16 protein-coding genes and 1 pseudogene are annotated in these 19,322 nt (G+C 65.0%); 13 read left to right on the forward strand and 4 right to left on the reverse strand.

Features of this window, described 5'->3' with window-relative positions:
* Window positions 1–38: 38 nt before the first annotated feature.
* From EV657_RS07860 to EV657_RS07870, 3 genes are read right to left on the reverse strand one after another with little or no spacing between them, the layout of a single operon-like run.
* On the reverse strand, window positions 39–1,103 hold the full coding sequence (locus EV657_RS07860) for a TRAP transporter substrate-binding protein (RefSeq protein ID WP_075787123.1): 1,065 nt from the start codon (window positions 1,101–1,103) through the stop codon (window positions 39–41).
* 20 nt (window positions 1,104–1,123) lie between these two features.
* Entirely contained in the window at window positions 1,124–2,662 is a 1,539-nt protein-coding gene (locus EV657_RS07865) for a TRAP transporter large permease (RefSeq protein ID WP_134077568.1), read from the reverse strand.
* Window positions 2,659–3,186, reverse strand: coding sequence for a TRAP transporter small permease subunit (locus EV657_RS07870; protein WP_075787121.1), 528 nt, complete (start codon window positions 3,184–3,186; stop codon window positions 2,659–2,661). The genes EV657_RS07865 and EV657_RS07870 overlap by 4 nt, the downstream gene beginning before the upstream one ends.
* 192 nt (window positions 3,187–3,378) lie before the next feature.
* Here EV657_RS07870 and EV657_RS07875 point away from each other — a divergent pair, with 192 nt between their 5' ends.
* The 13 genes from EV657_RS07875 (at window position 3,379) to EV657_RS07935 (ending at window position 19,080) form a co-directional block, all read left to right on the forward strand.
* Window positions 3,379–5,007, forward strand: coding sequence for an FAD-dependent oxidoreductase (locus EV657_RS07875; protein ID WP_113670681.1), 1,629 nt, complete (start codon window positions 3,379–3,381; stop codon window positions 5,005–5,007).
* A gap of 158 nt (window positions 5,008–5,165) precedes the next feature.
* Window positions 5,166–8,564: a transglutaminase family protein gene (locus EV657_RS07880; RefSeq protein WP_134077569.1), complete on the forward strand. Its 3,399-nt coding sequence runs from the start codon at window positions 5,166–5,168 to the stop codon at window positions 8,562–8,564.
* 1 nt (window position 8,565) lies between these two features.
* Window positions 8,566–10,968 (forward strand): circularly permuted type 2 ATP-grasp protein, encoded by a 2,403-nt coding sequence (locus tag EV657_RS07885; protein ID WP_075787118.1) that lies wholly within the window; start codon window positions 8,566–8,568, stop codon window positions 10,966–10,968.
* A 19-nt stretch (window positions 10,969–10,987) separates the two neighbouring features.
* The gene (locus EV657_RS07890) at window positions 10,988–11,866 is read left to right on the forward strand and encodes a transglutaminase family protein (RefSeq protein WP_081382223.1); all 879 of its coding nucleotides are present in this window, start codon (window positions 10,988–10,990) and stop codon (window positions 11,864–11,866) included.
* 293 nt (window positions 11,867–12,159) lie between these two features.
* Window positions 12,160–12,453: an STAS domain-containing protein gene (locus EV657_RS07895; RefSeq protein WP_075787117.1), complete on the forward strand. Its 294-nt coding sequence runs from the start codon at window positions 12,160–12,162 to the stop codon at window positions 12,451–12,453.
* The gene (locus EV657_RS07900) at window positions 12,450–12,818 is read left to right on the forward strand and encodes a response regulator (RefSeq protein ID WP_075787116.1); all 369 of its coding nucleotides are present in this window, start codon (window positions 12,450–12,452) and stop codon (window positions 12,816–12,818) included. Before EV657_RS07895 ends, EV657_RS07900 begins: the two co-directional genes overlap by 4 nt.
* A gap of 3 nt (window positions 12,819–12,821) precedes the next feature.
* A complete protein-coding gene (locus tag EV657_RS07905) occupies window positions 12,822–14,996 on the forward strand; it encodes a chemotaxis protein CheA (protein ID WP_134077570.1) in 2,175 nt (724 codons plus the stop codon).
* A complete protein-coding gene (locus tag EV657_RS07910) occupies window positions 14,971–15,438 on the forward strand; it encodes a chemotaxis protein CheW (RefSeq protein WP_075787114.1) in 468 nt (155 codons plus the stop codon). The genes EV657_RS07905 and EV657_RS07910 overlap by 26 nt, the downstream gene beginning before the upstream one ends.
* Window positions 15,435–16,304: a CheR family methyltransferase gene (locus EV657_RS07915; protein WP_134077571.1), complete on the forward strand. Its 870-nt coding sequence runs from the start codon at window positions 15,435–15,437 to the stop codon at window positions 16,302–16,304. Before EV657_RS07910 ends, EV657_RS07915 begins: the two co-directional genes overlap by 4 nt.
* A gap of 31 nt (window positions 16,305–16,335) precedes the next feature.
* A complete protein-coding gene (locus EV657_RS07920) occupies window positions 16,336–16,722 on the forward strand; it encodes a response regulator (protein WP_134077572.1) in 387 nt (128 codons plus the stop codon).
* 17 nt (window positions 16,723–16,739) lie between these two features.
* The gene (locus tag EV657_RS07925; protein ID WP_134077573.1) at window positions 16,740–17,087 is read left to right on the forward strand and encodes a hypothetical protein; all 348 of its coding nucleotides are present in this window, start codon (window positions 16,740–16,742) and stop codon (window positions 17,085–17,087) included.
* 143 nt (window positions 17,088–17,230) lie between these two features.
* On the forward strand, window positions 17,231–18,520 hold the full coding sequence (locus EV657_RS07930; RefSeq protein WP_134077574.1) for a CheB methylesterase domain-containing protein: 1,290 nt from the start codon (window positions 17,231–17,233) through the stop codon (window positions 18,518–18,520).
* The gene (locus EV657_RS07935) at window positions 18,517–19,080 is read left to right on the forward strand and encodes a chemotaxis protein CheD (RefSeq protein ID WP_113670818.1); all 564 of its coding nucleotides are present in this window, start codon (window positions 18,517–18,519) and stop codon (window positions 19,078–19,080) included. The genes EV657_RS07930 and EV657_RS07935 overlap by 4 nt, the downstream gene beginning before the upstream one ends.
* A gap of 151 nt (window positions 19,081–19,231) precedes the next feature.
* Here EV657_RS07935 and EV657_RS07940 read toward each other — a convergent pair.
* Window positions 19,232–19,322 (reverse strand): annotated as a pseudogene (locus tag EV657_RS07940) (IS5/IS1182 family transposase); the annotation flags it as partial.

Consider the following 19,322-nt stretch of genomic DNA (forward strand, 5'->3'; position numbering starts at 1 on the left):
CCCGTTGCATTCGTCCATGTCGCGCGCGGTGCTGCGGCTCAGACCCGTCCGGCCAGCAGCGGCAGCGCCATCGCGCGGGAATAGTCGCGCGCCTCGGCCAGCGCGACGTCATAGGTTTCGCGCACCTTGGCCACATCGGGATTGGCGGCGGTCAGTTCGTCCTGCACCTCGGTCCAGGCGGCGCGCTGGGCCGCGACCACGTCGTCGGAGAAGCTGCGGAACTCGACGCCCTGGGCCTTGAGCTCGGCCATCGACTTGGCGTTGAAATGATCGAACTGCGCCTGCACCTCGTAGGCCGCGCTCCAGGCCGCGCTTTCGCAGATTGCCTGCAGGTCCGGGGTCAGTTCGGCCCAGGCATCCTTGTTGAACACCACCGCCAGCCCGGCGCCCGGTTCGGTGAAGGCGGGCAGGTAGCAGATGTCGGCGATCTTCTGCAGTCCGAACGCCTGGTCCAGATAGGGGGCCACCCATTCCGCCGCGTCGATGGCGCCCGATTGCAGCGCCTGGAAGATCTCGGGCGGGGGCATCAGCACGGCGTTCACGCCAAGCTTGCGGTAAACCTCGCCCGCCAGACCCGCGACGCGCATGTTCAGGCCCTTCAGGTCCTCGACGCTGTCGACGGGTTTCTTGAACCAGCCCGCCGACTGGGTGTTCGAGTTGCCCGAATAGATCGGCTTGAGGTTTCGCTGGGCATAGATCTCGTCCCAGACCTCCTGCCCGCCGCCCCAGCGCAGCCACGCGGTATGCTCGGTCGAGGTCATGCCGAAGGGCACGCCGGTGAACCAGTGCAGCGCGGGGTTCTTGCCCGCGGCGTAATAGGTGGGGCCGTGGCCGACCGGGGCATTGCCCGCCTGCACCGCATCCTCGACGCCGAAGGCCGGAACCAGCTCGCCCGCGCCATAGACGGTGAAGGTCAGGCGGCCATCCGACATCGCGGCGACGCGTTCGGCGAAATTGGTGACATTGGTGCCGACGGCGGGGGCCATCTTGGGAAAGGCGGTCGGCAGTTTCCAGTGGATCTTGCCGGAGGCAAGCGCCGGGCTGGCCAGCGTGCCTGCCGCCGCGACCCCGGCGCCGGTCTTCAGGAAGGTTCTGCGATGCATGATGTCCTCTTGCGTTGCGCTTACCGGAATATCGCCTGCGGCAGCCAGGTCGCAAGCTCGGGAAGCGCGACCAGAACACCCAGCGCCACGAGTTGCAGCAGGACGAAGGGCACCACGCCCCGGTAGGTGTCGAGCGTGGTGATGTCGGGCGGCGCGACCGAGCGGAAATAGAACAGCGCAAAGCCGAAGGGCGGCGTCAGGAACGAGGTCTGCAGGTTCATCGCGATCAGGATCGCGAACCAGACCGGAGAGATGTCGGTGCCCAAGATCGGCGGGCCCAGCAGCGGGACCACGATATAGATGATCTCGACCGCCTCGAGGATGAAGCCCAGAAGGAAGATCACCGCCATCACCAGGAAGATCGCGGTCATGCCGCCGCCGGGCAGGCTGGCCATCAGCTCCTCGACCAGATGGTCGCCGCCGAAGCCGCGGAACACCAGCGACAGCAGCGAGGCCGCGACCACGATGCCAAAGACCATGCCCGAGATCCGCACCGTATCGGTCAGCGCGCCCTGCAAGAGCCCCGCCCGCCAGGTGCGCAGCGCTGCCATCAGCGTGCCCGCCGCGATCAGCGCGGCCGCGCCCGTCGCCAGCAGGCCGGGCAGGGTGCCCGGCGCGGCCCGGCCGAGGCCTGCCATGCCCATACCGACCAGCACCAGTGCGGCCAGCCCCGCCGAGGCGATCAGCCAGCGCCCGGCGCGGCCGCCTTTGGCGGCTTGCGCGGCCATCAGCAGCGCGCCGACGGCGCCAAGCCCCGCGGCCTCGGTCGTGGTGGCGACGCCTGCGAGGATCGAGCCCAGAACCGCCAGGATCAGCAGGATCGGCGGCAGGAAGGTGAAGAGGATCTCCGAGGCGGGCACCGGTTCGCGCGGCGGGCGCGGCTCGGGCGCGGGGCCAAGCCGGAGGGCGACATAGACGGCATAGATCGCGACCAGCAGCAGCCCTGGGATCAGCGCGCCCGCGAAGAGGTCGCCGACCGAGACCGGGTCGGGCGCGAAATTGCCCGCGGCCTGTTGCGCCTCGAGATAGACATTGCCGATCTGGTCGCCCAGCAGCACCAGGATGATCGAGGGCGGGATCACCTGACCCAGCGTGCCCGAGGCGCAGATCAGCCCCGCCGCCAGCCGCTTGTCGATCCCGGCCTGACGCATCGCGGGCAGCGAGATCAGCACCAGCATCACGACGGTTGCGCCGATGATGCCGGTCGAGGCGGCGATCAGCGTCGAGAAGGCCAGCACGCTCAGCCCCATGCCGCGCGGCGAGCCCCGGGTCAGTTTGCCCAGCACGCCCAGCATCCGCTCGGCCAGCTGCGCGCGTTCCAGCAGCACCCCCATCAGCACGAACAGCGGCACCGCCATCAGCAGCCGGTTCGACATCACCCCCCAGACGCGGCCCGGGAAGAAGTTGAGGAAACTCAGGTCGAACAGCCCGAAGACCGAGGCGATCAGCGCGGTGATCAGCGGCACGCCCGCGATCGCCAGCATCGCCGGGATGCCGCTGAGAATGCCGCCGAACAGCCCCAGCAGCAGGACCAGCAGGGCGCCCTCTTCGCCGGTCATAGGATTTCCTGCACGTCTTTGCGCTTTTCGGCCGGTTTCAGGATCATGGCGAGGCCCTGAAGGATCATCAGCGCCGAGGCCAGCGGCAGGGCGGTCTTGACGATATAGACGCCGCCCAGCCCTCCGGTTTCAACGGCGCCTTCCCGGATCGACCAGGAATAGGACAGGTCCGGCCAGAACGCGCGGATCATCAGCCCGAAGACCGGGATCAGGAAGATCAGCACGGCGAGGATGTCGGCGATGCGGATGTAGCGGGGCGAGAGCCGTTCCGAAATGACCTCGACCCGGACATGGCCGCCGCGCGCCAGGGTGACCGGAATGGCGAAGACCAGAAGGCTGGCGAAGGCATAGTCGGCCGCGTTCTGGAACTGGATCGACCCGGTGCCGAAGCCGTAGCGCAGGATGACGATGGCCAGCGTGGCGCCGGTCAGAAACAGCGCCGCCGCCACGCAATAGGCCAGAGCGGCCCGGTCGAGCCAGTGGCAAAGCTTGAGATAGGCGGATATGGGGCCGGCGCGTGTCATTGGTCAGGGGCATTGCCACAGTCCGTCCCGATCCGCAATTGGACATCTGGACAGGAGGCCGCCCCCGCATCCCCTCGATCCTGCCCCGGGATCTGCACGCAGGGACAATATACCGTCTGGCGGCGGTCGGGCGATGCGTTATGCTGCATCGCCGCACAAGCCAGGCAGGACCGAGCAGCACAGGAGAGCGCGATGGCGACCAGGATAGTGGTTCTGGGGGGCGGTTTCGGGGGCATGTACACGGCCCGCGCGCTGCGCCGCCGGTTCGGGCGCAAGGCCGAGATCGAGGTGATCAACGCCCAGAACTATTTCGTTTTCCAGCCGCTTCTGCCCGAGGTGGCGGGCGGCTCGATCACGCCCGCCCATGCGGTCTCGCCGCTGCGCTTCGTGCTTGACGGGGTGTTCGTCCGCAAGGCGGTGGTCGACAGCGTCGATTTCGAGCGCAAGGTGGTGACCGTTTTTCAGGGCATCCAGCGCCGCCCGACCGAGGTACCCTACGACCATCTGGTGATCGCGCTGGGGCAGGGCACCGATTTCTCGCGCATGCCGGGGCTCGAGGAACACGCGCTGAAGATGAAGACGCTGGAAGATGCGCGGCGTCTGCGCGGCCATATCATCGAACAGCTCGAACATGCCCAGGTCACCGAACTGCCTGACACCAAGCGCGGCGCGCTGACCTTTACCGTGGTCGGCGGCGGCTTCTCGGGGGTCGAGACGGTCGGCGAGATGAAGGAGATGATCGACCGCTCGCTGCGCTTCTATCCCAAGATCGACCCCTCCGAGGTACGGGTGCAGCTGATCGAGTTCGCGCCCCGCATCCTGAACGAGATGCCCGAGCCGCTGGCCGATTACGCGGTCGGCCATCTGGAGCGTCACGGCATCGAGATCAAGCTGAGAACAGGCGTCAAAAGCGCGACCCACCGCCAGCTTGTGACCACCGACGGCGAGGTGATCGACACCCGGACCATCGTTGCGACAATCGGCAACGCACCGCTGCCGGTGGTGCAGCGGATGGGCCTGCCGCTTGACAAGGGGCGGATCCCTGTCGACCGGACCTTGCGGGTCGCGGGCCATGACAATGTCTGGGCGCTGGGCGACTGCGCGCTGATCCCGCTGAAGGAGGGCGCCTCGGAACGGATCGATTTCGCCCCTCCGACCGCGCAATTCGCGGTGCGCGAGGCCAAGCGGGTTGCCGCCAACATCGCCGCCGCCGTCCGGGGGCGCGATCTGAAGCCCTTCGCCTATGCCTCGCGCGGGGCGCTGGCCTCTCTGGGCGCCAAGCGCGGCGTCGCCAATGTCTTCGGCCACAACATCACGGGCTTTCCCGCCTGGTTCATCTGGCGGTCCTATTATCTGGCGCTCTTGCCCGGCATCGGCACCCGTATCCGGGTGATGATCAACTGGTCGCTCGACATGCTGGGCGCGCGCAGCCTGGTGCAGCTGAAATTCTACGGCAAACCGCCGCTGCGCTATGTCTATTACCGCGCGGGCGACCGGATCTACAACGCGGGCGACAGGTCGGACGGTTTCTATACGGTGATCTCGGGTTCGGTCGAGATGGAGCGGCCCGATCCGGAGACCGGCGAGACGACGCTCCGCGTCATCGGCCCGGGCGGGCATTTCGGCGAACGGCTGATCCTCGGGGCCACCCGTCGCAAGACGACCGTGCGCGCCAAGGAGGATTGCAAGGTCCTGGTGATGAACCGCGAAGAGTTCCTGATGCTGGCCGAGGGCTTTTCGGCTTTTCGCGAGTATTTCCGGCCCTACATGGACAAACGCGGCGTGACACTTCCCGGCGGAGATGAAGACACGGGCAGATAGGCCGTTACCCGTCTGAAAGGACAGCTTGGCAAGGCGGCTCTGCCCCCGAAGGCTACTGCGGGGCGGTCCCCCGGGAACCCCGGGGCGAGCGCCCGTGTTTACAGGACGTCGAAAACCGTCTTTGCTGCCGGACAGTACCGTTAAAGTTTGGATCCTCCATGGCGATCACCGCGACCATCCGGCACCTGACCCATTACCGCTATGACCGTCCCGTCAGCCTCGGTCCGCAGGTGATCCGCCTTCGCCCGGCGCCGCACAGCCGGACCCGGGTGATTTCCCATTCGCTGAAGGTCTCGCCGGGCGGGCATTTCGTGAACCACCAGCAGGACCCTTACGGCAACTGGCTGTCGCGCTTCGTCTTTCCCGAGCCGGTGCGCGAACTGAAGATAGAGGTCGATCTGGTCGCCGACATGACGGTCTACAACCCGTTCGATTTCTTCGTCGACGAGACCGCCGAGGACTGGCCCTTCGACTACCCGGCAGAGCTGACCGAGGATCTGTCGATCTACCGCCGCCCCGAACCCGCGGGCGAGGCCTTGTCGGCTTTCCTTGCGACGATCCCGCGCAATGCGACCCGCACGGTCGATTTCCTGGTCGGGCTGAATGCCCGGCTCGAACGCGAGATCGACTACCTGATCCGGATGGAGCCCGGGGTGCAGACCCCCGATGACACGCTGAGGCTGCATTCGGGGTCCTGCCGCGACACCAGCTGGCTGCTGGTGCAGGTGCTGCGCCATCTGGGCTTTGCCGCGCGCTTCGTCTCGGGCTACCTGATCCAGCTGAAACCCGATCTGGTGGCGCTCGATGGGCCTGCGGGCACCGATCACGATTTCACCGACCTGCATGCCTGGGCCGAGGTGTTCCTGCCCGGCGCGGGCTGGATCGGGCTCGACCCGACCAGCGGGCTTCTGACCGGCGAAAGCCACATCCCGCTGGCCGCCACGCCGCATTATCGCAACGCCGCGCCGATCAGCGGCATGGCCAGCCCGGCCGAGGTCGATTTCCACTTCCATATGGAGGTGCGGCGCACGGCCGAGCATCCCCGCATCACCAGGCCCTTCCCCGAAGAGGCCTGGTCGGCGCTGGATGCGCTCGGCCACAAGGTCGATGCGCAGATCGCGGCGCAGGACATGCGGCTGACCATGGGCGGCGAGCCGACCTTCGTCTCGATCGACGATTTCGAGGCCGACGAATGGAACACCGGCGCCGTCGGCCCGATGAAGCGCGGGCTTGCCGACCGGCTGATCCGGCGGCTGCGGGACCGCTTCGCGCCCGGGGGATTTCTGCATTATGGCCAGGGCAAGTGGTATCCCGGCGAGACCCTGCCGCGCTGGACCTTCTCGCTGTACTGGCGCCGCGACGGGCGGCCGGTCTGGAAGAACCCCGAATTGATCGCCGAAGAGAACCAGACCGGGGCCACCGCCGAGGATGCCGAGCGGTTCCTGTCGGGCTTTGCCGATGCCATCGGCGTGGGCGCGGACTATGTCCATGCCGCCTATGAGGACCCGGTCGAATGGATCCTCAAGGAGGCCGACCTGCCGGTCAATGTCACGCCCGAGGATTCCAAGCTGAAAGACCCCGAGACGCGCGCCCGGATCGCGCGGGTCTTCAATCGCGGGCTCGACCGGCCCGCGGGTTTCATCCTTCCCGTTCAGCGCTGGCAGTCGAAGGCGGCCGGGGCGCGCTGGCGGTCGGAACACTGGAAGACCCGGCGCGGGCATCTGTTTCTCGTGCCCGGCGACAGCCCGGTGGGCTTCCGCCTGCCTTTGGGCGCGCTGCCCTTCGTGCCGCCTTCGGCCTTTCCTTATGTCTACCCGGCCGATACCTCGGTCGCGGTCGGGCCGCTGCCCGATTTCCACGCCGCCCGCGAGGATCGCCGCCGCGCGCTGATGGAAGAGTTCGAACGCATCGCCGCCGAGGACGAGGCGCGGGAGATGCCTGAAACCACGCCGGGGCGGTCGCAGCCGGTGTCCGAGCCGAAAGACGCGGGTCCCCGCCAGCGCCTGATGGAACAGGGCGTCGATCCGGCGGGCAGCACGGTGCGCACCGCCATCGCGGTCGAGCCGCGCGACGGGCGGCTTTGCCTCTTCATGCCGCCGGTCGAGCGGCTAGAGGATTATCTCGACCTGCTGTCCGCCGCCGAAGAGACCGCCGAGGCGCTGGGCCTGCCGATCCATGTCGAGGGCTACACGCCGCCCCACGATTCCCGGCTGAACGTGATCCGGGTCGCACCCGATCCGGGCGTGCTCGAGGTCAACGTCCATCCCGCGCAAAGCTGGGAGGACTGCAAGGACATCACCTTCGGGGTCTATGAAGAGGCGCGGCAGACCCGGCTGGGCGCCGACAAGTTCATGATCGACGGCAAGCATTGCGGCACGGGGGGCGGTAACCACGTCGTCGTGGGCGGCGCCACGCCGATGGAGTCGCCCTTCCTCAGGCGGCCCGACCTGTTGCGCTCGCTGATCCTCTACTGGCAGCGGCATCCGAGCCTGTCCTATCTCTTCTCCGGGCTCTTCATCGGCCCGACCAGTCAGGCGCCCCGGATCGACGAGGCCCGCCATGACAGTCTTTACGAGCTGGAAATCGCGCTGAGCCAGTTTCCCGATCCGGGCGAGGGCGCGGCGCCGCCGCCCTGGCTGGTGGACCGGCTGTTGCGCAACATCCTGATCGACGTGACCGGCAACACCCACCGCTCGGAGATCTGCATCGACAAGCTCTTTTCGCCCGACGGGCCGACCGGACGGCTGGGGCTGGTGGAATTCCGCGGCTTCGAGATGCCGCCCGATGCGCGGATGAGCCTTGCCCAGCAGGTGCTGATCCGGGCGATCCTGTCCCGGCTTTGGGCCGATCCCGTCAAGGGCAATCCGGTGCGCTGGGGCACGACGCTGCATGACCGGTTCATGCTGCCGCATTTCGTCTGGACCGATTTCATGGACGTTTTGCGCGACCTGCAGGACCATGGCTTTGCCTTCCGCCCCGACTGGTACGAGGCCCAGGCCGAGTTCCGCTTTCCGTTCTGCGGCGAGGTCGAGTACGAGGGCGTGCATCTGGAACTGCGTCAGGCACTGGAGCCCTGGCATGTGCTGGGAGAACGCGGCGCCATTGGCGGCACGGTCCGCTATACCGACAGCTCGGTCGAGCGGATGCAGGTCAAGCTGACCACGCTGAACCCGGGCCGCTATGCGGTCACCTGCAACAGCCGCACCGTGCCCCTGACCGAGACCGGCACAAGTGGCGTGCGGGTCGGGGGCGTGCGCTTCAAGGCCTGGCAGCCGGCCGAGGCGCTCCACCCGGTGCTGCCGGTCAACGCGCCGCTGACCTTCGACATCTACGACACCTGGTCGGGCCGGGCGCTGGGCGGCTGCACCTATCACGTGGCCCATCCGGGCGGGCGCAACTACGAAACCTTCCCGGTCAATGCCAACGAGGCCGAGGCAAGGCGGCTCGCGCGGTTCGAGAAGATGGGGCATCATGCCGGCGCCTACCGGCCCCCATTCGAGGTCCCGCATCCCGAGTTTCCGATGACCCTCGATCTGCGCCGCCCACCCGGGATCTGACATGACTTCGCCCGACGACATCGCCGAGGATCCGGTTCTGGCGCTTCTGCAGGAGTACAGCCCGCCGAACGGCGTGGCCGACGAGTTGTTGCGCCCCGATGGCAGACTGCGTCCGGTCTGGCGGCCGCTGATCGACCTTCTGGCGCGGCAAAGCCCCGAAGAGATGGCCGAACGCTTCGCGCGGGGCGATCAGTACCTGCATGACGCGGGCGTCTATTACCGCCAGCACACCCAGAGCGGGTCGACGCTGCGCGACTGGCCGCTGTCGCATGTGCCGGTGGTCATCGCCGAGGAGGAATGGCGCGAGCTGGCCGAGGGCATCGTGCAGCGCGCCGAGCTTCTGGAAAAGGTGATGGCCGATCTCTACGGGATGGGCGATCTGGTGGCGAACGGGCTCTTGCCGGCCGAACTGATCGCGCGAAACCCCGAATGGCTGCGTCCGATGGTGGGCATCCGGCCGCGCTCGGGCCATTTCCTGCATTTCCTGGCCTTCGAGGTCGGGCGGTCGCCGGACGGGTCCTGGCTGGTTCTGGGCGACCGCACCCAGGCGCCTTCGGGTTCGGGCTTCGCGCTGGAAAACCGGATGGCAACCAGCCGGGTGTTCCAGGATCTCTTCCCGACGTCCAATGTTGAACGGCTGGCCGGGTTCTTCCGCGCCCATCGCGGCGCGATGACCGCGCTGAATGCGGGCGGGGATGGCAAGGTCGCGATCCTGACGCCCGGGCATCATTCCGACACCTATTTCGAACATGCCTATATCGCGCGCTATCTGGGTTTGCTGTTGCTGGAATGCGAGGATCTGAAGGTCGAGCGCGGGCGGCTGATGGTGCGCACGATCCATGGCCCGCAGCCGGTCAGCGTGCTGTGGCGCAGGCTCGATTCGCGCTTTGCCGACCCGCTGGAACTCGACGAGAACTCGGCGCTGGGCACGCCGGGCATGGTGGCGGCGCTGCGCGCGCAGGATGTCACCATGCTGAACTGTCTGGGCTCGGGCGTGCTGGAGGCCCGGGCGCTCATGGCCTTCCTGCCGAGGATCTGCGAAAAACTGATGGGCGAGCCGCTGAAGCTGCCCAACATCGCCACCTGGTGGTGCGGGCAGGATCTGGAAAGGGGCTATGTCTACGAGAATCTGCACCGGATGATGATCGGCCGGGCGTTGTCGTCGGACCTGCCCTTCGAGGTCGATGCCCTGACCGCGCTTGGCGGCGATTTCCGCGGCACCGCGCGGCGCCCGATCGGCGAATGGCTGGACCGCGACGGCCCCAATCTGGTGGGGCAGGAGGCAGTGACGCTGTCGACCACGCCCGCGATGATCGATGGCCAGCTGCTGCCGCGCCCGGCGCTGATCCGGGTCTTCGCCACCCGCACGTCCCGGGGCTGGACGGTGATGCCCGGCGGTTATGCAAGGATCGGGCGGTCGGGCGATCCGACCGCGCTGTCGATGAAGAACGGCGGTTCGGTCGCCGATGTCTGGGTGGTCGGAGATCGACCGGTCGAGCCTGAAACGCTGACCGGCGAGCCCGAGGGGCCGTTCATCCGGCGCGGGCCGGGACTGCTGCCAAGCCGTGCCGCCGACAATCTTTTCTGGCTCGGGCGCTATGTCGAACGGGCCGAGGCGCGGGTGCGCGAGCTGCGCGCCTATCACCTGCGGCTGTCGGAAAGCGGCGACCCGTCTCTGCCGCTGGTGGCACGTCTGGGCGCTTTCATCGAGGGATTCGGCGTCGATATCGACGAACCGGTTCCCGCCGTGGTGCTGGAGCTTTTCGATGCGGCCCAGGGTTGCGCCGGCAAGGTCCGCGACCGGTTTTCGACCGATGGCTGGCAAGCGCTGACCGATCTGGCCTTCACCGCGCGGGGGCATTTCAGCCGGGTGCATCCGGGCGATCAGGCGGTCAAGGCGATGGGCGAGCTGTTGCGCAAGCTGGCCGGGTTCTCGGGGCTCGTGCACGAGAACATGTACCGCTCGTCCGGCTGGCGGTTCCTGACCATGGGACGCGCGCTGGAACGGGCCGACCAGACCATTTCGCTTTTGGCGGCCTTCGCCGATCCCGCCCAGCCCGGTGGCGGATTCGACGTGGCGATCGAGGTCGGCGACAGCGTGATGACCCATCGCCGCCGGTATTCCGTGCATACCAGCCGCAGCAGCGTGATCGACCTTCTGGCGCTCGACGCGGGCAACCCGCGGTCGGTCTTCTTCCAGATCGACATGCTGCGCGACCAGGACCGGCTGCTGACGCAGAATGCCGCCGCCGATCCGATGTCCGACCTGGCGCGCGCGATCCTGCTTCTGCATACCGAACTGTCGGTGGCGGTGCCCGAAGATATTACAACCGAACGGCTCTTCGGGCTTCAGGGCGAAATCCGCGAAATCTCGACGCTGCTGACCCAGCGCTATCTGAGCTGAGCTCCGGGAGGGCCCCCGCGTGCCGATCGAATACGACATCCGCCTCGAAATCGGCTATCTCTACGACAGCCCGGCCGCCTCGACGCGGACGCTCTTGCGCATGCTGCCGCTGACCAATGGCGAGCAGACGCTGATCACGGGGCTGGTGTCGGCCGACCCGGTTCCGGATTTCCGCCGCGACGGGGTGGATTTCTTCGGCAATGCCACGACCGAGATCGCCCATGACGCGGGCAAGACCGAGTTCCTGTTCCGCTTTGAGGGCCGGGTTCGGCGCATTCCACGCGGCACGACGCTGGATCTTTCTTGCGGGCTGGCGGCGCTTGGGGCCGAGATACAGGGGATCCAGAGCATCACCCCGATGTCGCCTCATCACTTTCTGGGCGACTCCGAACGCATCCGGCATGAACCCGAAATCGCCGCCTTCGCCGAAGAGGTGACCGCGCCCGGCATGTCGGTCATGGCGGCCCTGCAGGCGGTATCCCACGCGATTCACGACCGGTTCGACTTCGATCCGGGGGCGACCGAGGTCTCGACCACGCCGATCGAGGCGTTCCAGAACCGGCGTGGCGTCTGTCAGGACATCAGTCAGGTTACCATCGCGGCGCTGCGTTCTGTCGGCATTCCCGCGGGCTATGTCAGCGGGTTTCTCCGGACCGTGGCGCCACCCGGCCAGCCGCGTCTGGAAGGGGCCGATGCGATGCATGCCTGGGTGCGTGCCTGGTGCGGGATGGAAACCGGCTGGGTCGAGATCGACCCGACCAACGACATGCTGGTCGGCGCCGATCACATCGCAATCGCGATCGGGCGCGATTATGCCGATGTGGCGCCGGTCAAGGGCTCTTCGCGCACCTCGGGGTCGCACCGCACCGAACACCGGGTGGATGTGATCCCGCTCTGATCCGGGCCCAGACGGGGCCGACTCTGGGTTCGTCGCGACCCGTCGCCCGAAGCCTTGCCCAAACCCGCCGCCGTTACGGCCAATTTTCGACGATTCGACTCGCCATACGCGGGCGTCGACGCGCTCCGGAAGAAATCCGGCCAGAGCCGCCTGTCTGTAGGCCCGAGCCGACGGCAGGGCGTTCGCGACGACAGGCCAGACAATCCTGACGTCTGCCATTCACCACTTCTTAGGCTCCGCAGGGTTATTCAATCTTGAGCAGAGCGTACGTTGCAGGAACTCGAGGGATCGGAATGGAACCCGAATGCCAGTATGACCTCGACATCACCGACCCGGCCTGGTCCGAAGATGCCGGTGGTGTCGTGAAATCCGTCCTTGAGGCGGCCCCGAAGGAAATCCGGGTTCAGGCGGCCGAGGCCCCGGCCCAGAGCGCGCTTTCGGCCCAGCTTCTTCTTTTTCTCAGACGACATGTCGAATCGGTCGGCGGGACCTTCTCGGTCGCCGACGCCTCGCCGGCCTTCTCCGAAGGACTGAGCCTTCTCGGCCTGCATGACTTGATCCTTGGCACAGCGGAGGTCCAGCAATGATCAATATCCTTGCCATCGACGACTCGCTCACGATCCGCGAGATGGTACGGGAGACGCTGAGTTCGGCGGGCTTCGCTGTCACCACGGCGAATGACGGGCAGGCCGGTGTCGACGAGTTCGTGAAGGACCGCTACGACGCGGTGATCACCGATATAAACATGCCCAAGATGGACGGGTTCGGCGTGATCGAGCACATCCGCGGCGGCGGCACCAATGCCCGTGTGCCGATTCTGGTGCTGACAACCGAAAGCGGCAGCGCGATGAAGGAACGAGCCCGCGCCGCCGGTGCGACCGGCTGGATCGTCAAGCCGTTCCAGGACGAGGGCTTGATCAGCGTGATCCGCCGCGTCACGGGGGCGCGCTGAGCCATGTCGCGCGACGATCTCAAAGCCACATTCTTCGCCGAGTGCGAAGACCTGCTGGACCAGCTCTCGGAAGGGACCGGCGAACTGGAAGCAGGCACGGCTACCGAAGAGACGGTTCACGCCATCTTCCGGGCGGTCCATTCGATCAAGGGGGCGGCGGGTGCCTTCGCGCTCGACACGCTGGTCAAGTTTGCGCACCGGTTCGAGACCGTTCTCGACCGTCTGCGCTCCGGCTCTCTGGTGCTCGACCCCGATGCCCTGCAGACGATCCTGCGCTCGGGCGACATGCTGGCCGAACTGGTCGAACTGGCCCAGGCCGAAAGCGACGAGGAACCGTCGCAAATGGCCGAACTGATCGAGCTGCTGGTCGGTCTCTCCGGGTCCGAAGAAGACGGACCGGGGGCGCCCGAGCCTGACGAAGCCTTCGAATTCACGGCCGTCTCCTTCATGCCGTTGTCGTTTGACGAGCCGGGCGAGGACGCGGAAGATGTCTACAAGATCCGCGTGCCCGCGATCGCGGATCTGTTCAGGAACGGCCACGATCCCTTCCTGCTGTTCGCCGAACTGGTCGGTCTCGGACAGCTTGATGTCTCTTGCGACGCGTCTGCGTTGCCTGTGTCGGACGAGTTCGACCCGAACCGCTGCTACCTTTCCTGGGAACTTACGCTTACCGGCTCGATGACAGAGGTCAGCATCCGCGACGCCTTCGTCTTCCTTGATGACATCTGCGAGATCGAACAGGTCTCCGGCGGATCGGCCGGTCCGGCTCTCGACCTTCCCGGGATCGAACCCGAGGACAGTCCGATGACCACTGCCGAGCCCTCAAAGCCTTCCATGCCGCAGGTCGCAGCTGAAGAAGCTGCGGCAGAACCGGCCGCTGTGGCGTCTTCGACGTCCGAGCCGGCTGCGGCCGAGAAATCCAAGGCGGCAAAGCCCGCCGCCTCGATCCCCCAGACCACGCTTCGCGTCGATCCGGAACGGGTCGACCGGCTGATTAACACGGTGGGCGAGCTCATCATCAACCAGGCGGTCATCACGCAGAAGCTCGTGGCCTCCGGCATGGCGTCGAATTCCGACATCATGAGCGATCTCGACGACTACCAATACCTGGCTCGCGAGCTGCAGGAAGGTGTGATGGCGATCCGAGCGCAGCCCGTCAAACCGCTCTTCCAGCGGATGCAGCGAATTGTGCGCGAGGCGGCCTACAGTCTCGGAAAGGACGTCGCCCTGGTCACCGAGGGTGAGGCCACCGAAATCGACAAGACTCTTGTCGAACGGCTCGCCGAACCGTTGACTCACATGATCCGGAACGCGGTTGACCACGGCATCGAGGGCCCCGAGAAGCGTGCGGCCGCCGGAAAGTCGGCGCAAGGCACGATCAAGCTTTCGGCCGCCCATTGCTCGGGCGACGTGCTGATCGAGATCTCCGACGACGGGGCCGGTCTCAACCGGAAACGCATCCTCGAGAAAGCGGTCAGCCAGGGCATGGTCGCGGCCGACGCGAAGATGGCCGATTCTGAAATCGACAACCTGCTTTTCATGGCGGGGTTCTCGACGGCCGAGAAGGTGACCAACCTGTCCGGTCGCGGTGTCGGTATGGATGTGGTTAAGACCGCGATTACCTCCCTCGGCGGCCGGATTTCGATCAGCAGCCGCCAGGGGATGGGCACCAAGTTCTCGATCGCCCTTCCCCTGACGCTGGCGGTGATGGACGGCATGGTGATCCATGCTGCCGGCGAAACCCTGGTTGCCCCACTTTCCAGCGTAGTGGAAACGATCCGCCCCAAGCCCAAGGATATCCTTCCTTTCGGTCGAGACGGTCGGCTTCTGTCAATCCGAGGCACGTATGTGCCGATCGTCAATCTGGCCAGGCTTCTCGGCTTCCCGACAGAAGCGGAGATCACCTCGGACAACATCTTGATCCTGATCCGGTCCGAGCAATCCGGGCTTGTGGCCCTAGCGGTCGACGACATTTCGGACCAGCGACAAGTTGTCATCAAAAGTCTCGAAGGCAACTATGGCGCGATCGAAGGGATCTCTGCCGCAACCATTCTGGGCGATGGCCGGATCGCTCTGATTATCGACACTGACGCCATCCTGTCCCTCGCCGGCCACTACGGCAGGGAAATGGCCTCCAGAGAGGAGATGGACTATGCCCAGACCGCAACAATGGGGTGATGATGACGTCCTGGAATTCGTCACTCTCAAGGCCGCAGGGCAGAGCTTCTGCATCGAGATCACCCAGATCCGGGAAATCCGTAGATGGACACCGGTCACAGCTCTCCCGCATGCGGAAGAGGCTGTGCTGGGCGTGATGAACCTGCGCGGTGCGGTGATTCCGATCATCGATCTTGCAGCGCGTCTGGGGCTTGGCGAATGCGAGGCCTCTCCTCGGCATGTGATCATCGTCGTTGCGATCGGCTCCAAGACGATCGGGTTGTTGGTGGACTCGGTGTCCGAGATCCTCACGGTCGAAGGAAGTCAGATCTGCGAAGCGCCGACCATGGGAGGCGGAGACGTTCCCAACAGCATCCTTGGCCTCATTTCGATCGAGGAAGGGATGTCGCGCATTCTGGCACCCGAGATTCTGGTGCCCCGCGGCCTGACGGATGCGGCATGAACGCTCCGACATCATCCCTGACGCCTCGGCGGCGCTCCGAAATCGCCTTCGGAGAAAGCGATTTCCAGCGTATTGCGGCGTTCGCGAAATCCGAATACGGGCTTCATCTCGAGCCGTCGAAGAAAGCGATGATCCATTCCCGCCTCGGGAAGCGGATCGTAGCGCTGAATCTCGATGGTTTTACTGAATATGACAAATTCCTGCGCGCCAATCTCGACACTGAAAGCGATCACTTCATCTCGGCGCTGACAACCAACGTCACGAATTTCTACCGCGAAAAGCACCACTTCGAACAGCTTCAGTCGGAAGTGCTGCCGCGCCTTGTCGAGCGGGCGCGATCCGGTGGACGTGTGCGGCTCTGGTCGGCCGGCTGTTCGTCTGGGCCCGAACCTTATTCCCTTTCAGGCAGCGTGATTCTGCTTTGTCCCGAGGCGCCCAAGCTCAATGTCAGGATTCTCGCGACAGATATCGATCCGTTTGTACTTCGGCGGGCTGAGGCGGCGGTCTATAGCGACGAGGAAGCCAAGATTCCGCCCGGGTCATGGGCGAACCAGGTGTTCGAGAAATCCGGCGGTGCAAAGACCGATTTCCGGGTGCGGGCGGATGTTAGATCCCTCGTGTCCTTCCGGCAGCTGAACATTAACGGCAATTGGCCAATGTCTGGCCTTTTTGACGTGATCATGTGCCGGAATATGGCGATCTACTTCGATAACCAGACCCAGCAGACCCTTTGGCGCAGACTTGCGGAACAACTTGTTCCCGGAGGCATGCTCTTCATCGGCCACTCTGAGCGGGTTTCCGGACCCGCCACGGGAATGCTCGAGGCGGCCGGGGTGACTGCCTATAGAAAACGCTCCGCTTCGTGACCGCGAAGCGACATTAGGAAAGGAATAACGGATGTCACTCAAAGACAGTCTTCGGATCATGGTTGTCGACGACATGACGGTCAGTCGCGGCCTTGTAACCCAGGCGTTGGAGGAACTCGGCATTTTCCACGTCGCAACCGAAGCAAGCGGACGTGCGGCGCTTTCGCGGCTGGCGGCGGACCCGGTCCATCTCGTGCTTGCAGATTACAACATGCCTGGCATGGATGGGTTGCAGCTGCTCGAAGGTCTCCGCCGTAATCGTTCCACACAGCGAATCGGCTACATCTTGGTGACCGGAACGCCCACCCCCGACCTCATCCAGAAAGGTCAACAGTTGGGGCTCAACAACATGGTGCGCAAGCCCTTCACGACGGCGACCATGAAGAAGGCGATCGAAGCCGTGGTGGGGCGCCTTTGACGCATCACGACCTTCAGATGGTTGCAGATGGCCCTCGGCTTCAACGCGTGATGACGACGTTTGGCCATGAGTTGCTGCACGCCGCCGAGCTTCTCCGGCGGTACGAAAAGGCCGTGCTAGAAAGGCGGGCTGCGCATCCCGCACGAATGGGAAGCGCAAGCGAACTGCAACTGGTGGACTTGGTCATCCAGATTCTCGAAGATATGGCACCCTTTGGTCAGGAACTGGCCAAGCTTGTGCCCGTGGATGCGCAGGTTCCGGGCAGCCTGATCGAGCAGCTTCGGCTGGACCAGCTGCGGGCGGTCATGTCGACAGCGGAAAAACGCGATGCGCCACATTCGGGCGGCGATATCGACGTGTTCTAGGGCGCGCGCTGTCCTGGGAGACTGTAATGCTATGTCAATATGTCCGCGTAAAGATTGGCTCCAAGTGAGCGCCGTGATGTGAATTCGGTGGGGCCGGGGCAAAGGCCTTCGGCCGGATTTCGGCCCTAGCGGCAGTCAGTCGAGTGAAATTCGGTGCGTGTCGCACCTGCCCGCGTGAAGCAAAACAATTTCACTCGGTTTTCGGTTGCCTGGGCGAGAATGAGGACTGGATCGATGATCGAAGCCTTCCCACTGAATTCCAGCTTCGCAAGTGTCTGTTTTCGATCCGTCTCTGGTCGGAATGGGCAGTATTTGAGGGATTTCTTCTGTTCCAGGGGGAAAGAAAGGCGCGCAGGGCGTTTCTTCTCCGAGGTGGAATGGCATCGGGTCTCGATTGGCGCTGGGCCGACCTCTGGAAGCATGAGTTAAGGATTGGGTTCATGCGTGTGATGATCGCGGACGAACGGACGGAAACCAGGAACAGGCTTGCCGCTGCGGTTCAGCAAATGCGGGCCGTTTCTCTTGGTGCGTGCGTCTCGAACCTTAGCGAAACCTACCACATTGCGGAAAGTCGGCCGCCGCAAGCCGTGATCGTGGCTGAAGCCTTGGCGCGGCTGGCGGAATTCGAAGTTCTTCTGATGCTCTTCAAGGCTCTCGGCATCCGTTGTGTGGTTGTCGCAGAAACCGAAGCCAATATCGCGCGCCTGCCGTCGTCCCTGATCCGTGAGGGCGTGGCGGTGACCCATAGCGACGCCTCGGTCGAGGATTTGCGGCAATGCCTTCTGCGAGTCCACCTCGGCAGAGCCGCTAGGGACGTTCCGGCTCCTCAGGCAGAATCCGCCATGTCTTTCCAGCACGGACGCCTCATCCTTCTCGGCGCGTCCACGGGCGGTGTCGATGCGCTGGTCAAGGTCCTTGAGGCATTTCCTCCGAATTGTCCTCCAACTCTCATCGTACAGCACACCAGCGAGTCTTTCAGTTCGGGCTTGGCGCGTTTGCTTGATCGGAACTGTGCTGCGACGGTGGTCGAGGCCCAGGACCAGGAGCCATTGGTGCCGGGCCGGGTTCTTCTTGCCCCAGGCAAGACGCACCACCTGGAGGTCGCCGCAACCGGTGCCTTGCGCTGCCGTCTGAGAGAGGGATCGCTACAGGCGGGTCATCGTCCGTCAGTGGATGCGCTTTTTGCGTCTGCGGTTCCGGTCGCCTCTCGGGTCTGTGCGGCGATTCTGACAGGAATGGGCCGCGACGGAGCCGAGGGTATGCTCGCGCTGCACCGTGCCGGTGCCTATACCATCGGACAGGACGAAAAGACCTCGCTGGTCTACGGGATGCCGCGTGCGGCCTTTGAGCTTGGCGGAGTCCGCGAAAGACTGCCGCTTGACGCCATTGGCCGGGCGGTTCTTGAAAACTGTAGTCGGAGGAGCGCGGCATGACTCAGAAAACGCCTATTCGGGCGCCCGAAAAAGATGTCTGGCCCTCCCGCGTCCATGCTGTGGTTCAGGGCGAGTATCACGTTTCGCGCGACGCGAACATCGTGCTCTCGACGGTTTTGGGTTCCTGCGTCGCGGCCTGTGTTTACGACATCAATGCCGCCATCGGGGGCATGAACCATTTCCTTCTGCCGGGGGATGCCGAATCCGGGTCGACCGAACTGAAGTATGGCGCCATGGCCATGGAACTCCTTATCAACGAGCTTCTCAAGGCCGGAGCCCGGCGGTCCGACCTCAAGGTGAAGCTGTTCGGAGGCGCGCGCGTCAGCGGCGCCTTCCGCGATATCGGGGCGCGAAATGTCGATTTCGCCCGATCCTACATCCGGAGAGAGGGCTTTGAAGTCGTGTCCGAAAGCCTGGGCGGCACGCAAGCGCGACGCCTGCATTTTCGCCCAGTGACTGGCGCCGCTCGTTTGGTCCTGCTTCCGCCCACCGAGGCGCCGCCCGAGCGTCGCGTTCCCGCGCCCAAGCCGAAGCCGGATACTGATATCACTCTGTTCTGAGTTTCCGACGTCTGGCGCCAGTGTGCAGAACGGCATGCAAAAATGACGCCCATCTGGAGTGCGCCCTTCCGGGTGGACAGGATCACGCGGCGGGTTTGACAGGGCTGCGGGCGTTGCGGTCCTCTAACTGATGTGCCCCAGATTTCTTAGGTCATGTTGACAAATGGCGGACCCAGAGACGGATCGACGTGATGTCAATGAAGCCGAGGAAGCTCTCAGCGGTCTTGTCGTAGCGGGTCGCG

This window comes from Rhodovulum visakhapatnamense (assembly GCF_004365965.1).
Taxonomy (GTDB): Bacteria; Pseudomonadota; Alphaproteobacteria; order Rhodobacterales; family Rhodobacteraceae; genus Rhodovulum; species Rhodovulum visakhapatnamense.

Excerpts from the sequence above, each read along its gene's own strand:
- EV657_RS07910 (WP_075787114.1), top strand. The coding sequence starts at position 14,971 with ATGCCCAGACCGCAACAATGGGGTGATGATGACGTCCTGGAATTCGTC.
- EV657_RS07875 (WP_113670681.1), top strand. The coding sequence starts at position 3,379 with ATGGCGACCAGGATAGTGGTTCTGGGGGGCGGTTTCGGGGGCATGTAC.
- EV657_RS07925 (WP_134077573.1), top strand. The coding sequence starts at position 16,740 with ATGGTTGCAGATGGCCCTCGGCTTCAACGCGTGATGACGACGTTTGGC.
- EV657_RS07900 (WP_075787116.1), top strand. The coding sequence starts at position 12,450 with ATGATCAATATCCTTGCCATCGACGACTCGCTCACGATCCGCGAGATG.
- EV657_RS07935 (WP_113670818.1), top strand. The coding sequence starts at position 18,517 with ATGACTCAGAAAACGCCTATTCGGGCGCCCGAAAAAGATGTCTGGCCC.
- EV657_RS07885 (WP_075787118.1), top strand. The coding sequence starts at position 8,566 with ATGACTTCGCCCGACGACATCGCCGAGGATCCGGTTCTGGCGCTTCTG.
- EV657_RS07865 (WP_134077568.1), bottom strand. The coding sequence starts at position 2,662 with ATGACCGGCGAAGAGGGCGCCCTGCTGGTCCTGCTGCTGGGGCTGTTC.
- EV657_RS07860 (WP_075787123.1), bottom strand. The coding sequence starts at position 1,103 with ATGCATCGCAGAACCTTCCTGAAGACCGGCGCCGGGGTCGCGGCGGCA.
- EV657_RS07915 (WP_134077571.1), top strand. The coding sequence starts at position 15,435 with ATGAACGCTCCGACATCATCCCTGACGCCTCGGCGGCGCTCCGAAATC.
- EV657_RS07880 (WP_134077569.1), top strand. The coding sequence starts at position 5,166 with ATGGCGATCACCGCGACCATCCGGCACCTGACCCATTACCGCTATGAC.
- EV657_RS07905 (WP_134077570.1), top strand. The coding sequence starts at position 12,822 with ATGTCGCGCGACGATCTCAAAGCCACATTCTTCGCCGAGTGCGAAGAC.
- EV657_RS07870 (WP_075787121.1), bottom strand. The coding sequence starts at position 3,186 with ATGACACGCGCCGGCCCCATATCCGCCTATCTCAAGCTTTGCCACTGG.
- EV657_RS07920 (WP_134077572.1), top strand. The coding sequence starts at position 16,336 with ATGTCACTCAAAGACAGTCTTCGGATCATGGTTGTCGACGACATGACG.
- EV657_RS07895 (WP_075787117.1), top strand. The coding sequence starts at position 12,160 with ATGGAACCCGAATGCCAGTATGACCTCGACATCACCGACCCGGCCTGG.